This window comes from Thermococcus thermotolerans, from assembly GCF_024707485.1.
GTDB classification, from domain to species: domain Archaea; phylum Methanobacteriota_B; class Thermococci; order Thermococcales; family Thermococcaceae; genus Thermococcus; species Thermococcus thermotolerans.
Map to the genome: position 1 here is coordinate 319,534 of NZ_CP102602.1, position 13,177 is coordinate 332,710.

At 55.3% G+C, this 13,177-nt stretch carries 14 protein-coding genes; 11 read left to right on the plus strand and 3 right to left on the minus strand.

The window, feature by feature from the left end; genetic code table 11:
• Window positions 1-67: 67 nt before the first annotated feature.
• The 7 genes from sufC to NUS69_RS01950 all read left to right on the plus strand — a co-directional run bounded on the left by sufC (window position 68) and on the right by NUS69_RS01950 (window position 8,810).
• Window positions 68-811, plus strand: a complete 744-nt coding sequence (sufC, locus tag NUS69_RS01920; protein ID WP_258084882.1) for a Fe-S cluster assembly ATPase SufC — start codon at window positions 68-70, stop codon at window positions 809-811.
• Window positions 789-2,216, plus strand: a complete 1,428-nt coding sequence (gene sufB / locus NUS69_RS01925; RefSeq protein WP_258084183.1) for a Fe-S cluster assembly protein SufB — start codon at window positions 789-791, stop codon at window positions 2,214-2,216. Before sufC ends, sufB begins: the two co-directional genes overlap by 23 nt.
• Window positions 2,216-3,316 carry a SufD family Fe-S cluster assembly protein gene (locus tag NUS69_RS01930; protein ID WP_258084184.1) on the plus strand — a complete coding sequence of 367 codons (1,101 nt, stop codon included), beginning with the start codon at window positions 2,216-2,218 and terminating at the stop codon, window positions 3,314-3,316. Before sufB ends, NUS69_RS01930 begins: the two co-directional genes overlap by 1 nt.
• Window positions 3,317-3,420: 104 nt before the next feature.
• On the plus strand, window positions 3,421-5,421 hold the full coding sequence (locus NUS69_RS01935; RefSeq protein ID WP_258084185.1) for an indolepyruvate ferredoxin oxidoreductase subunit alpha: 2,001 nt from the start codon (window positions 3,421-3,423) through the stop codon (window positions 5,419-5,421).
• The gene (gene iorB, locus NUS69_RS01940; protein WP_258084186.1) at window positions 5,418-6,020 is read left to right on the plus strand and encodes an indolepyruvate ferredoxin oxidoreductase subunit beta; all 603 of its coding nucleotides are present in this window, start codon (window positions 5,418-5,420) and stop codon (window positions 6,018-6,020) included. Before NUS69_RS01935 ends, iorB begins: the two co-directional genes overlap by 4 nt.
• Window positions 6,021-6,130: 110 nt before the next feature.
• On the plus strand, window positions 6,131-6,679 hold the full coding sequence (locus NUS69_RS01945; protein ID WP_258084187.1) for a DUF998 domain-containing protein: 549 nt from the start codon (window positions 6,131-6,133) through the stop codon (window positions 6,677-6,679).
• 118 nt (window positions 6,680-6,797) lie between these two features.
• On the plus strand, window positions 6,798-8,810 hold the full coding sequence (locus NUS69_RS01950; protein WP_258084188.1) for a hypothetical protein: 2,013 nt from the start codon (window positions 6,798-6,800) through the stop codon (window positions 8,808-8,810).
• A 33-nt stretch (window positions 8,811-8,843) separates the two neighbouring features.
• Here NUS69_RS01950 and NUS69_RS01955 read toward each other — a convergent pair whose 3' ends face one another.
• Window positions 8,844-9,467 (minus strand): cytochrome b5 domain-containing protein, encoded by a 624-nt coding sequence (locus NUS69_RS01955; RefSeq protein ID WP_258084189.1) that lies wholly within the window; start codon window positions 9,465-9,467, stop codon window positions 8,844-8,846.
• 9 nt (window positions 9,468-9,476) lie between these two features.
• Window positions 9,477-9,674 (minus strand): YgaP family membrane protein, encoded by a 198-nt coding sequence (locus NUS69_RS01960; RefSeq protein ID WP_258084190.1) that lies wholly within the window; start codon window positions 9,672-9,674, stop codon window positions 9,477-9,479.
• A gap of 92 nt (window positions 9,675-9,766) precedes the next feature.
• Here NUS69_RS01960 and NUS69_RS01965 point away from each other — a divergent pair, with 92 nt between their 5' ends.
• Window positions 9,767-10,333 (plus strand): Lrp/AsnC family transcriptional regulator, encoded by a 567-nt coding sequence (locus NUS69_RS01965; protein ID WP_258084191.1) that lies wholly within the window; start codon window positions 9,767-9,769, stop codon window positions 10,331-10,333.
• Here NUS69_RS01965 and NUS69_RS01970 read toward each other — a convergent pair.
• Window positions 10,330-10,896 carry an NADPH-dependent FMN reductase gene (locus NUS69_RS01970; RefSeq protein ID WP_258084192.1) on the minus strand — a complete coding sequence of 189 codons (567 nt, stop codon included), beginning with the start codon at window positions 10,894-10,896 and terminating at the stop codon, window positions 10,330-10,332. The genes NUS69_RS01965 and NUS69_RS01970 overlap by 4 nt on opposite strands.
• 139 nt (window positions 10,897-11,035) lie before the next feature.
• On the opposite strand from NUS69_RS01970, the gene NUS69_RS01975 reads away from it, so the two are divergent.
• From NUS69_RS01975 to NUS69_RS01985, 3 genes are all read left to right on the plus strand, one after another.
• Window positions 11,036-11,605: a peroxiredoxin gene (locus tag NUS69_RS01975; RefSeq protein ID WP_258084193.1), complete on the plus strand. Its 570-nt coding sequence runs from the start codon at window positions 11,036-11,038 to the stop codon at window positions 11,603-11,605.
• Window positions 11,606-11,870: 265 nt separating this feature from the next.
• Window positions 11,871-12,728: an FTR1 family iron permease gene (locus NUS69_RS01980; protein ID WP_258084194.1), complete on the plus strand. Its 858-nt coding sequence runs from the start codon at window positions 11,871-11,873 to the stop codon at window positions 12,726-12,728.
• A gap of 63 nt (window positions 12,729-12,791) precedes the next feature.
• Window positions 12,792-13,163, plus strand: a complete 372-nt coding sequence (locus tag NUS69_RS01985; protein ID WP_258084195.1) for a CoA-binding protein — start codon at window positions 12,792-12,794, stop codon at window positions 13,161-13,163.
• Window positions 13,164-13,177: the final 14 nt, after the last annotated feature.

Below are 13,177 nucleotides of genomic sequence, written 5' to 3' on the forward strand. Positions count from 1 at the left end.
TGCGAAGAAAGGTTTTAAAAGTGTACTTTTCTACCCAAACGCGGGTAAAGAAAAAACGGTGATGCTCATGCTGAAAGTGGAAAATCTCCATGTTAAGGTTGCCGATAAGGAAATCCTGAAGGGAGTGGACTTTGAACTCGCATCGGGCGAGCTCCACGTCGTCATGGGGCCCAACGGGAGCGGGAAGTCCACGCTGGCCTTAACGATAGCGGGACACCCGAGGTACAGCGTTACGGACGGGAGGATACTGTTTGGGGGGGAGGACATAACCAATGCAAAGCCCGAGGAGAGGGCCAGAAAGGGCATCTTCCTCAGCTTCCAGCACCCTGTTGAGGTGGAAGGGGTAAAGGTCATCAACTTCCTCCAGAGGACGCTGAAGAACCTGAAGGGGATAGACGAGGTCGAGGCCTACGACAGGATTTTCCAGGCGATCGAGGAGCTTGGCTTTGACAGTTCAATCCTCTCCAGGGAGCTCAACGTAGGCTTTTCAGGCGGTGAGAGGAAGAAGCTTGAGATGCTCCAAGCATATCTCGTGAGGCCCAAGCTTCTCATCCTCGACGAGCCGGACAGCGGAGTTGATGTGGATTCCCTCAAGGTCATCGCGGGGGTCATAGCCAAGCTGCACAGCGAGGGGACGGCGATACTCCTCATCACCCACTACGGAAGGATTCTGGAGTACCTGAACCCCCAGAGGGTGCACGTGCTGAAGGAGGGCAGGCTCGTCGTCTCCGGTGGGATGGAGCTTGTAAAGCTCATAGAGGAGAAGGGCTTCGCGGCGGTGGAGGAAAATGGGACAGCAGTCAAGGCTTGAGGAGATACTCAAGGCCGGCTCGCTTGAGGAGATACTCGGGACGGCGGTACCATACCCCAAGGAGATAGAGCTGAAGGGAGAACTGACAAGGGACATGGTCGAGGAGCTCTCGCGGATAAAGAACGAGCCGGACTGGATGCTCAGGCACCGCCTCAAGGCCCTTGAGCTGTTCCAGAAACTGCCGATGCCCAAGTGGGTTGTCGGTGTTGAGGAGCTCGACCTTGAGAGCCTCACCCTTTACTCCAAGCCGGAAATAGGCAATGAAGTCAAGGACTGGGACGATTTGCCTGAGAACATCAGGAGAACCTTCGAGCGCTTAAATATACCCGAGATAGAGAAAAAGTTTCTCTCCGGCTTGACGGCGGTCTTCGACAGCGAGAGCGTTTACTCCAACTTAAAGGCCGAGTTCGAGAAGATGGGCATAATAATGCTCCCCATGGAGGAGGCCGTCCAGAAGTACCCCGACCTTGTGAAGAAGTACTTCGGCAGGGTATTCCCGGCAGGGGAGCACAAGTTTTCAGCCTTACACCACGCCCTCTGGAGCGGTGGGGTCTTCGTTTACGTGCCGAAGGGTGTCAGAATCCCCTTCCCGGTCGAGGCTTTCTTCGTCATAGGTTCTGCATTGGAGGGACAGTTCGAGCACACGCTTTTGGTTGCGGACGAAGGGAGTTACATCCACTTCATTGAAGGCTGTTCGGCGCCGATGTACAAGGGATTCTCCTTCCACGACGGCATGGTCGAGATATATGCCCACAAGGGGGCGACCGTCAAGTTCACCACGATACAGAACTGGAGCAGGAACGTCATCAACTTCAACAACAAGCGCGCCATCATAGAGGAAAACGCCTACGTCGAGTGGATTGAGGGTAGCATTGGGAGCAAAATAACCTACACCTACCCGTCGAGCGTCCTGAAGGGCGAGGGAGCGAGGACAGCCCAGTACGTCGTCTCGCTGAGCAATGGGCCGTTCATGAAGGACACCGGGGCAAAAACCTGGCACCTGGCTCCAAACACGAGCTCAAAGATAGTCTCCAAGAGCATAAGCGCCAACGGTGGGATAAACATCTACCGCGGGCTGGTGAGGATCCTTAAAGGTGCCAGGAACTCTACAGCCACGGTCTCGTGTGACTCGCTAATCCTCGACGAGGAGAGCAGGGCCTACACCTACCCGCACAACCAGAGCGACGAACCTACGGCGAGCATAATACACGAGGCGACGACCGGAAAGCTCGGCGAGGACAAGCTCTTCTACATGAACTCGCGCGGCATAAGTGAGGAGGAGGCCAAGAGCCTCATAGTCCTCGGCTTCATCAGCGAGATACTGGAGGGTCTGCCCTTCGAGTACGTGGAGGTGCTCAAGAAGGTCATAGAGCTTGAGTTCAGCGAGGTCGGGGGTGTTGGCTGATGTTCATTGAGAGGGAAGCACTCGAAAGGCTAACCTACCAGAAGTACGGCGACAGCCCAACCATAAAGAGCTACACCAAGTGGAAGCTCTTCGAGGAGAACTCGCCGCTCAGACTGCCGACAGAAGCTAAAGTGGGGGATGTTCCGATAAGGGGGCACGTCGTTTTATCGGGAAGCGAGGCCTGGTTCAGCCTTCCGGCGGGGGTTGAGCTGAGCGAAGGGACGCTTGGCCTCTCACAGCCTGAGGAGTCGAGAATCCTTGGCTTCCACTTTTACGCCCTCAGGAAAGCTTACAGGCTGAGGATTACGGGAGACCTTGTGGAGCCCCTCGTCATAGTCTCCCACCTCTCAAGCAAAGCCTTCATCAGCCACCACATCAGCATCGAGGCCGAGAACGTTAAAGCTCCAATAATAATCTACGACATGGCCGAGGAAGGGACGAAGTCCCTCGTGGTCGAGCTTAAGGCCCGGAACGCCGAGCTTGAGGTTCTGACCGTTGGAAGGCACAGAAGCCTTTCCCACTACCTCCTCAGGGCGAGCCTCGGGGGAGGAACCAGAGTTAAGGCCTTCACGGTCATAAGCGCCGGGGAGATGAGCCACCACCGCGAGGACTACTCCCTTGAGGGGGCAGAAAGCGAGCTTATCCTCAGGGGCATGCCCATAGCCATTGGTTCCTCGGTGGACTACCTCACCAACGTCCTCCAGTACGGCGAGAAAACGGTGAGCGAGACGAGGGTTCACGGGTTCTCCTATGAGAACGGCTGGACGGTTCACAGGGGAGTTGCGAAGGTCTTCGAGAGCGCCAGGAACTCGTCGAGCGGTGTGGTCTCTCAGATAACCATAATGGACGAGGGCTCACTCGGCGTCAGCGTGCCGATGCTTGAGGTCGACACAGGCGAAATCGAGTCAGCATTCCACTCCTCGGCGGTGAGGCAGTTCGACGAGGATGCCCTCTTCTACCTGAGGTCGAGGGGACTCGACAGCGACGAGGCGATGAGCCTCTTCGTCCACGGCATTGGGGAAGCTCTCAGCAGTCACCTCGAAAGGCTCCGCGGTAAGGCCAGGGGGAACGTCGGGGAGCTCATAGAGGGGCTTCTCTGAACTTTTAATGCTTTCGTTTTTTCACCCCAGGATTGTTTAACACTGCCGTTCTTTGTCCAGAAAAATGCTATATAGGTTCGCTTCCAAAACCCTATGGTGTTGTTATGTCCCTGAAGGAAGTTCTGAAAGAGGAACCCCACACGGGGTACATGCTGACGAATGAGGCGATCGTCAGGGCCGCGCTGGAGGCCGACGTGAAGGTAACAGCATTTTACCCCGGCTCCCCCCAGACGGAGATTCTGGACACGTTTGAGGGGGTGTCCCGCTACCGCGACGATATCGTGGTGGAGATAGCCGCGAACGAAAAGGTCGCCCTGGAGACCGTTGCGGGTGCCGCCTTCGTCGGTCTGAGAGGCTTCACATCCATGAAGAGCGTCGGCGGAAACGTTGCCTCCGACACGCTCTACTCGCTCGCGTACACCGGCGTGAAAGCCGGCCTGGTGGTGGTCATAGCGGACGACCCCTACGCGCACTCCTCCCAGTCGGAGCAGGACGGCAGGTGGTTCGGCTACACCGCCTACCTGCCCATGCTTGAGCCGGCAAATCCGCAGGAGGCCTACGATCTCGTCAGGAAGGCCTTCGAGATAAGCGAGAGGTACGGAAGCATTGTACTCGTCCGAACCACGACGAGGGTGAACCACCAGAGCGGCCTGGTGGAGGTCGGGAAGCTTGAGAGGAAGCCCTTTGAAAAACTTTCCTGGAAGGAGAACCGGAGGGGCTACGCGACCGTGGGTTCCCTCGCCAGAAAGTTCAAGGCCGGGCTTTTGGAGAAGATTGAAAAAATGAAGGACGACCCCGAGTTACTGGCCTTAAACCGCGTCGAGTTCTTCGATGGAAAGGGGCCCAGGAAAGCGGAGGTTAAAGAAGCGGGGGGAGTGGGCATCATAACCTCCGGCGTTCCGTACTCCTACGTCCTTGAGAGCCTTGGGAAGCTCAAAGGAAAAGCCTACATCCTCAAGCTCTCCGTACTGAACCCCATACCGGAGAAGCTCATCGGCGACTTCATAGAGGGCCTCGATAAGGTCATCGTCGTCGAGGAGCTTTCGCCGTACATCGAGGGCTTCGTGAGGGAAATCGCCAAGGATCGGAACCCGGAGCTTGAGATCATCGGCAAGAAGAGCGGCCACTTCCTTGAGATGCTGGAGTACAACGTGCCGATAGTGGTAAAGGTTCTCGCGGAGATTCTTGGGAAGGAACTCCCGTTCGACTACGAGGGACACTTCAGGAAGATGTGGGAACTCGCCAAGTTCGCCCCGCCGAGGATGCCAACTTTCTGCGCCGGCTGTCCCCACAGGGCCACCTTCTGGACGCTGAGAAGGGCTATGGGCAGGATAGAGAACTACTATTTAGCGAACGACATCGGCTGCTACTCCATGCTGGCTTTAGAGCACATCGGCTGGACGGACTCCCTCCTGGCCATGGGCGCTTCCCTCGGCATAGCCCACGGCGTCCAGCATTCGGCCGAGGAGAGGGTCGTCGCCGTTGTCGGCGATTCAACCTTCTTCCACGCGGCGCTTCCGGGCATAGTCAACGCGATCAGAAACAACTCCAGGATGACGCTGATAATCCTCGACAACGCGGTAACGGCCATGACCGGTCAGCAGGCGCATCCCGGCAGTCCTAAAAAGGTGAACCCGTACGAGAAAAGGCTCGACATAGAGGCCGTTCTGAGGGGCCTGGGCATAGAGAAGATAGTCGTCGTTGATTCGTTCCAGGCGAGGAAGAACATAGGCAAGTTCAGGGAAGCTTTGAAGTACGACGGCCTTTCCGTGATAATATCCCGCGGGGAGTGTGCGCTCTACCACTTCCGCGAATACCGCCGTGCCGGGGGGAAGATAGTCCCCTACTTCGTGGACAAAGACGCCTGTGAGAGAGCATACAACTGCATCCGCGACTTTGGCTGCCCGGCGATAGTCATAGACGAGAATGATAAGAAGGCCAAGATACTCCCGGAGGTCTGCGTCGGCTGCGGCGTCTGCGCCCAGCTGTGTCCGCACAGCGCAATTCACTCGACGGCAATCCTCTACGGTGGCGAGGATAAGCCGTACGTGACGGTTGAGGACTACCGCGAGCTGGAAAAGCTCATCGGGAGGGGAGGGGAATGAACGTCATCTACTGCGGCGTCGGCGGACAGGGCATAGTGCTGATGTCCAACATAGTGGGGGAGGCCTGCGCACGGAAGGGAATCCACGTCGTCAGCGGCGAGCTCCACGGGCTCTCCCAGAGGAGCGGTTCGGTGATAGTCCACCAGCGCATAGGTGGGGGAATCTCACCCCTCATACCCTACGGCGAGGCGGATGTGATTCTGGCCCTTGAGCCCATGGAGGCGCTTAGGTACGTCTACTTCCTCAAACCCGGGGGGACAGTCATAACGAACACGCGCCTCATCCACCACCCCTACGAGACGGAGGGCTTTGTGAAGGGCAGGATTGACAAGTACGTCACCTACGACGAGATAATCGACAAAATAAGGGAATCCGGAGCAAAGCTCTACGAGATAGACGCCCTCAGGCTTGCCGAAGAGGCCGGCACCGCCTTAGCCCAGAACGTTGTCCTCGTCGGGGCCCTCAGCGCCCTTCCCGGGTTCCCGATAGACAAAGAGACCATGCTCGAAGCTGTTAAGGCCAGCGTGCCGGAGAGGGCCGTCGAGGCGAACATCAGGGCCTTTGAGCTGGGCTACAAGGCAATGAAGGCGCTTCTCTGACTTTCTTTTTCCTTTGATTGACGTTTTCTCTTTTCCAAGCCCGGCCCTTAGCTGGAAGGAGGCCAGATCCAGAGCGGAACCTTTATTTCCTCCTAGATCAAATTGGCACCATGATGAGGCGCCTCAAGTACTCCGGAATAGGCGGTGTTGTAGTCTATTGGCTCTTTGTCGCATGGAGCATGGGCAAAAACCCCTGGTTTTCCTTCTGGAGCAACGCCCTGAGCGACCTCGGCTCGCCAGAGATGGCGCGGGCTCCGGGCATATACAACTACGGGCTCGTGATAACCGCAGTGTTCATGCTTGCCTTTTCGGTGTACTTGATGCTCTCCGCGGAAAACAAGCCCCAGACAGTTGGAGGGGCCTACGTAAGCATCTCCGCCATCTTCCTCGCTCTCATCGGTGTTTTTCATGCCGGGACGCGGCCGCATGGCTTCGTCTCGACATACTTCTTCGTGCAGTTCTTCCTCGGGATGCTCATCTACGGGACGGGTTCAAAGGACAGAGTTATCCGCTACGGTTCCGGGCTTCTCTTTGCGCTGGCGGTGCCGGGGACCCTCATAAGCTGGTCGTCGGTGGCGCTGATAGAGACCTATGAAATAGCACTGATAGCGGTGTTCACGCTGGTGGTGGCTTTGAAAAATGGTAATGAATCCACTTAACCGGGTTCTGTTTTGTAAGCACAAATGTTATAACCTCGAACGACTAACTATGCGTATAAGTCACAAGGTAGATTCTTCTTGATTTTTTACCGCCGCGTGGCTAAAAGGCGTGTTTAACATGAAAGGAAAAACGATAGCGGGCCTTGCCCTGCTTTTGGGAATTGTAATGGTCGGGGCCTTTATTTCAGGCTGTATCGGCCAGGGAAACGCCACCGAGACCGGAACCAAAACCGGAGGGACTACGTCCCAGCCCACCACAACTTCACCGGGCATCTCGGAGGAAGAGAAATACCAGGATAACCTTTTGAAAGCGATCGCCGCATACGATGCGGAGATTGTGGATATTGAAAGCAGACTTAAGCCTTCTACGCTGAGCGGTCTGGTTGACGAGACCAAGGCCCTTGAGCGCGACGCGACGCACTCGACCGGAAGGGAAAAGACCCTTCTCCTCGAAAGGCTGGCATATTCAAAGTACCTCCAGCTGAGCGAGCTCAGGAACCTGGTGGTCATAAAGGCCGTCGAGACGGCGTACTGGGAAAACGCCACGACGGGCGAACCGATAGAGTCCTTCTACCGTGCGGATGGAAAGCTGTTCATGGTGGAGAACGGGAAACTGTCTCCCCTGAGCAGGGACGAAATGGTGGCCAGGATGATGGAGCTCACGAAGGGCTACGAGACGGAGAGCATTGAGATATACCACTTTGGCAGTGGTTCGCTCATCAGAATCCGCGAGGGCGGAAGAACAGTTGGAGCAGGCCAGCTGACGGCCGTCAGGATAGGTGTTCCAAAGAATGGCTTCATGATCCAGGCAATGGGAGACTCCCCCAGTGTTATGCGCCTAATTGACCCCAACACCGGAGAGACCGTCCTGCGGGTAAAACCCGACGGGAACGGAGTCTACTACATTCCACCCGTTAACACAACCCTCATAGGAAAGGCCGACGATGAGGGCTTCTGCTACAGGCCCCTCCCCCTCGACACCAACACCATGAACACGATTCCCGAGGAGCCAGAAGACCCCCTGATATGCCCCTCGCAGGGGATAGCGCCCTTCATCTTCGAGCCCTCAGGGAACGGCACCTATGAGCCAATCTCATTCGGGGACGCTTACCTCACCGACCGTCCGGAGAGCTATGGCGGAATGAGCCTTACTCTCATGGTGAGCCCAGTCGGGATGTCCGGAAAGGAAGCCGCCGCGATTAAGGTTGGCGTTCCTGAGAACGGAACCGGGATAAGGGTCCTCAGCAACTCATCAAAGCCCGGGGTTATGGTGCTCATTGATCCCGAGACTGGAAAAGAGATAGACAGAATAACCCCTGACAAGAGGGGAGTCTACAGGATACCGGGAATAGATGGGGAGGTCATAGGCTTTGTGGCGAAGGCAGACCCTCCGAACGGAGGCTTCTGCTACAGACCGCTTGAACTCAACATCAACACAACGCTGGAGCCCATGGAAGTCTGTGAGCAGGAGTTCACGATGATGACCATAATCTTTGAACCCTCAACCGAGAACACATTCGAGCAGGTTGCGAGGGCAGACCTCAAGCAGCTCGCGGAGCAGCTCGTGAACTTCAATATTGTAACTGCCAAGATCTCTGGCGGGAACGCCGCGGATGGAACAATGGAAGATGTGAAAATTAGCGAAGTCAGAGGAATTGCGCCGATGGAAGCCAGAGGATACACCGCCTTTCACATGGAAGGGCAAAACATCAGTCCATTCCTCCAAGGTATTCTCGACGACTTTGGTCCTGGCCCCTTTGATCCCTCACCGCTCCCCGAGTTTAGGTACATCAACATCACAGATTTCGGAACTGGACCTTTCATCCCCCCAGTGGAAATTAGGGCGATGGATTTTGGGGAGGAAATACTCGTGGCTGTGAGTGGTTACAGGGCGGTAGGAGGATCAATACCCCACTATGGAGTGGCTTCAAAAATAACCCGAGATTACATTGGCAGGGCACTTATTGAAGTGTGGACGGGCAGGAATCCCCAAAGCGGCAAAGAAATATCCATAATAGCCCTCAAGGTTCTTGATGAGGAGGGAAAGGTCTCAATTAGGGCAATGACGGTAGTCAGGGACAAACCAGTCAGAATCGGCGTCTTCGCCCCGGGTAACGGGGGGAGCAGCTGATAAAACCTTAAAAGGGGACGTCAGCCGTCCCCATCAGCTTTTTTCTGTGCTGTTTCCTTGATTAACAATCGGCCCGTTGATTGTGCCGATGTAGTACGCCTGGAGTGCTTCGTAGTCGTTCTGATTGTGTTCGAGGAAAAATACCTCGGTCGCATTCGTGCCGCAGTATTTCAGTATTGCGTCCCTACCGCTGGGGTGGGTGTCTATCAGGGAGGTGACGTTGTAGACCCCCTCCTCGACGATGACCCAGCAGTCGTTTTCGGTGTTGTGCTTTGCGACCTCTTCGAGGGTCAGCACCGTTGTGGCCTGGACGCTTCCTAACGCCAACCGCCCCGTGCCGAAGGCGGTAAATCCTGCCATCACGAGGAGCACCGTGAGGACTGTCCAGGCCCCGACAAGTGTCCTCCTGGCCTTTTCTGTTTTCAGCCTCTCTGTTCTGTTCGCAATAGCGAGAAGGCCCGCCGCCGTGTGGACGTAAAAGAGGGGGATGAAGAGGTACGACGCGATGGTGTGGACTCTCCTGGCCGTTTCATAGCTCATCAGCGACCCAAGGGTTGATGTCGGGTCGTTCATTGCCAGGCCGGTTACCATCAGTGCCAGACTGGCCGCTATGAGCAGCTCACCTGATGCTATGAGCACCTTGGTTACGCGCTTCACCCTTTCACCTCAGCATTCTTTGCATGTGCTTATGCCTAGGAGTTTATAAATTGCACAGAAGCCGGTAAGTCCGGTCACCAGTGCAATCAGTCCGACTATCAAAAGCACGGTCTCGTAGGGCACGTTCATGCCCGCCCATATGCTGAGCAGTACTATTCCTATAACTATTCTCAAAAGCCTGTCGAGGGTTCCCTCGTTTCTCTCCATCGAAATCACCTCAATTTTTAGAAAATTTCGAAATGGTTATATTTATTTCCCAGGAAATTGAAGGCAAAAACCTTCAAAATGAAGGTGGTTTTATGGACGAACGCGACCTGCTGATATACCGCTTGCTGAGGAAGAACGGCAGGATGAAGGTGTCCGAAATAGCGAGGGAACTTGGGATAAGCCACCCCTCCGCCAGGGAGAGGCTTGAAAAGCTGGAGAGGCGGGGGGACTTAAGGGTTCAGGCACTGCTGAACATCAGGAAGAGGGCCTTTGTCTCCGCGGTGGTGAACCTCAAGGTTCGGAGCATGGACGAGGCTGAGAAGCTGGCGGACGTTTTTGCAAAGTGCCCGAGGACGATCTTCGTCGCCACGACAACCGGCAAGTACAACCTAAACCTGGCGCTCATAGCGGAGAGCTACTCCGCCCTTGAGGCTACCATAGAGAACACTATACGGCCTATGGAGTCCGTCAAGGAAATGGACGTTTCTCTCGGTTCGTCTCCAGCCTATCCAGAGTTCGTTGACTTCAAGCTGGAGCCGACGAGGAAAGTTGCCCCCTGCGGGAAGGTCTGCACGGAGTGCTACATCTACGGCAAGAAGTGCTCGGGCTGTCCCGCGACGGTTTACTTCATGGGGCTGGGGGGAGGGGATAGGGATTAGACTCCCTCCGTCTTCTCCCTCAGCTTCTCCCTTACCTCCTCCCTTATTGGCCTAAGAGCTTTAGCGTACTTCTCAAGGGTTCTGAAAAGCCGTTCAACCCGCTCTTCATACTTCTCGTCCTTCAGTTCCTCACCCTTGAACAGGTCGTCGACGTTGTAGAAGAGAACCTGCCCGACCGGTAGCATGCGGTAGTTCACCGCGGCCGTTCTGAGCTCCATAAGGAGCCTTACTCCCCCGGTAACGCTGGAGACTGTGGCGATGCCGAGGGGCAGTCCCTCGTACTCGTCGTAGATGGTATCGAGGAGGATCTTCAGCTCCCCCGGATAGCTCCCGTTGTACTCGGGGGCCACTATGACGAGGGCATCGGCCTCAAGGATTTTGTTCCTGTATGCATCTATCTCAGGCGTCACCTTCCAGCGGTGGGTGTAGGCTAAGAGGTAGTCCCTCACGTCTATAAGCTCTGCCTGCCAGCCGAGTTCCCCGGCCTTCTTCACGAGGTATCTCGCAGCTCTCTCGCTCCTTCTACCTTCCCTTGCCGTTCCGAGAATTATCTTGACCTTCATCCTATCACCTGAATTGGTTCGCTTTTAAGATATTTAAATTTGTCCTTCAAAATGAGATGCTTCCGATTCTGAAACTTTTCACTTTGTTAGGCAAACCTATATAAGTTAGGCTCGCCAACATAATGCCGAGGTGAATCCCATGGTGAAGGTTGGAGAAATCGTTCCGGACTTCGAGGCCGATGCGTACCTCCCCGAGAAGGACGACATCGGAAAGGTCAAGCTTTCGGACTACAGGGGCAAGTGGGTTGTTATTGCCTTTTACCCGGCTGACTTCACCTTCGTCTGCCCGACGGAGCTTGAGGAGCTGGCCGACTATTACGAGGAGTTCAAGAAGGAAGGGGCTGAAATCCTCAGCGTTTCGACCGATACCGCCTACGTCCACAAGGCCTGGCACGACACCTCCCCCGCGATAAAGAAGATAAGATACCCCATGCTCGCCGATCCGGCGGGGAAAATAAGCCGGCTCTTCGGAACCTACATCGAGGACGAGGGCGTTTCATGGAGGGCCACCTTCATAATAGACCCCGACGGAAAGGTCGTCCACATGGAGATGCACGACCTCAGCATAGGAAGGAGCGCGAAGGAGATTCTCAGAAGGCTCAGGGCTTCCAAGTATGTAAGAGAACACCCCGGTCAGGTTTGCCCGGCCAGCTGGGAGCCCGGCAAGGAGGCCCTTGAGGTCAGCCTCGACCTGGTAGGAAAGATATGATGGGTCTTTCCATTCTGTAAATTTTTCACCCTATTTTTATCAAGATGGAGTCAGGTTTTCCTTCCTTTTCACAGATTTGAGAAGTTCGGCAGGTTTTCATATCCCGGGATGCTTTCTTCGAACCCTTTTGGTTTGACACGTGGCATATTTCGTTGAGGATATGGCATGTCTCCCATCCATTTTACGAAATTTCGATTTGGAAAAAATAAAACTCATAAGCTGTCCTAGGAATTTTAGATTGGCCTAAAAAATTGGAGGTGAACCCATGAGCGTTGGCGCTTTCCTAATAACATTCAGGGAGGCCCTTGAGGCAGCCATAATAGTTGCGATAATAATCGCCTACCTGAGAAGAACCAACCGGGCGAACCAGATAAAGGACGTGTGGATAGGAACTGCCCTTTCAGTTGGCGTCAGCGTCCTCCTTGGAATCGGCATACTGAAGTTCTACGGGGGCCTGGCTGAGAAGGAGCTCTTCGAGGGAATAGCATCCTATCTGGCGGTGATAGTCCTCACCAGCATGATATACTGGATGGCCACCAAGGGAAGGAACATCAGGGCGGAGATAGAGAGCAAGGTGAGCAAATCAATAGCCCCCCTGGCTCTAATAGGGTTCACGTTCATCGTGGTGTTCAGGGAGGGGCTTGAGACGGTTCTCTTCCTCACGCCCTTCATGACCCAGAACCTAACCGGGACGCTCCTCGGTCTCGTGGCCGGGCTGGCCGGGGCGCTCGTGCTGGCGTACCTGATATACGGTGTGGGAATGCGCATAGACCTGAGGAGGTTCTTTTACTACAGCTCAATCCTGCTGGTGTTTGTGGCGGCCGGCCTTGCGGGCTACGGCACGCACGAGCTTATCGAGTGGGCCGGAGAGGAGGGCTATTCCCTGGGCGTCTTTGCGAGCACCGCCTACGACCTCGGGATTCCGAGCGGGAGCATCTGGCACCACAACGGGACCGCAGGCTCGGTCTTTGCGGTGCTCTTCGGCTACTCCGTGAGCATGGAATGGGGCAGGGTGATAGTACAGTTTGGATACCTCATAACGGCCCTCTACCTCGTGCTCAGGGCCTACGGCAGGGAACCCACGCTGGGCAGGGAGAAAAAGGCCGCGGAGAGCGCGGCCTGATTTAACTATTTCGTCCAGCAACGCATAAAAAGCATGAAGCCTAGTTCACTAGTGGTGGAGAAAATGAACGCGAACGAATTCAGGAGGATAGCTCTCGTTGGAGCAAGCCCTAACCCAGACAAATACGGCAACGTGATACTCAGGGATCTGCTTGGAAAGGGCTTTGAAGTTCTTCCAGTTAACCCCAAGTATGACGAGATTGAGGGCCTCAGGTGCTACCGGAGCGTTCGAGAGCTTCCCGGAGACGTTGACGTGATAGTTTTTGTGGTTCCGCCTCACGTTGGACTTCAGGTCGCAAAGGAAGCCGTTGAAGCGGGTTTCAAAAGGCTCTGGTTCCAGCCAGGGGCGGAGAGCGATGAGATAGCCAGGTTTCTCGATGAGGAAGGCGTGGAGTACAGCTTTGGGAAGTGCATAATGGTAGAGACTTCGGGCTGAAAGGAGGTGGCTGA

Bases quoted from the DNA above. Each gene is read 5' to 3' on its own strand.
- sufC (WP_258084882.1), top strand. From the start codon at position 68: ATGCTGAAAGTGGAAAATCTCCATGTTAAGGTTGCCGATAAGGAAATC.
- sufB (WP_258084183.1), top strand. From the start codon at position 789: ATGGGACAGCAGTCAAGGCTTGAGGAGATACTCAAGGCCGGCTCGCTT.
- NUS69_RS01930 (WP_258084184.1), top strand. From the start codon at position 2,216: ATGTTCATTGAGAGGGAAGCACTCGAAAGGCTAACCTACCAGAAGTAC.
- NUS69_RS01935 (WP_258084185.1), top strand. From the start codon at position 3,421: ATGTCCCTGAAGGAAGTTCTGAAAGAGGAACCCCACACGGGGTACATG.
- iorB (WP_258084186.1), top strand. From the start codon at position 5,418: ATGAACGTCATCTACTGCGGCGTCGGCGGACAGGGCATAGTGCTGATG.
- NUS69_RS01945 (WP_258084187.1), top strand. From the start codon at position 6,131: ATGATGAGGCGCCTCAAGTACTCCGGAATAGGCGGTGTTGTAGTCTAT.
- NUS69_RS01950 (WP_258084188.1), top strand. From the start codon at position 6,798: ATGAAAGGAAAAACGATAGCGGGCCTTGCCCTGCTTTTGGGAATTGTA.
- NUS69_RS01960 (WP_258084190.1), bottom strand. From the start codon at position 9,674: ATGGAGAGAAACGAGGGAACCCTCGACAGGCTTTTGAGAATAGTTATA.
- NUS69_RS01965 (WP_258084191.1), top strand. From the start codon at position 9,767: ATGGACGAACGCGACCTGCTGATATACCGCTTGCTGAGGAAGAACGGC.
- NUS69_RS01970 (WP_258084192.1), bottom strand. From the start codon at position 10,896: ATGAAGGTCAAGATAATTCTCGGAACGGCAAGGGAAGGTAGAAGGAGC.
- NUS69_RS01975 (WP_258084193.1), top strand. From the start codon at position 11,036: ATGGTGAAGGTTGGAGAAATCGTTCCGGACTTCGAGGCCGATGCGTAC.
- NUS69_RS01980 (WP_258084194.1), top strand. From the start codon at position 11,871: ATGAGCGTTGGCGCTTTCCTAATAACATTCAGGGAGGCCCTTGAGGCA.
- NUS69_RS01985 (WP_258084195.1), top strand. From the start codon at position 12,792: ATGAACGCGAACGAATTCAGGAGGATAGCTCTCGTTGGAGCAAGCCCT.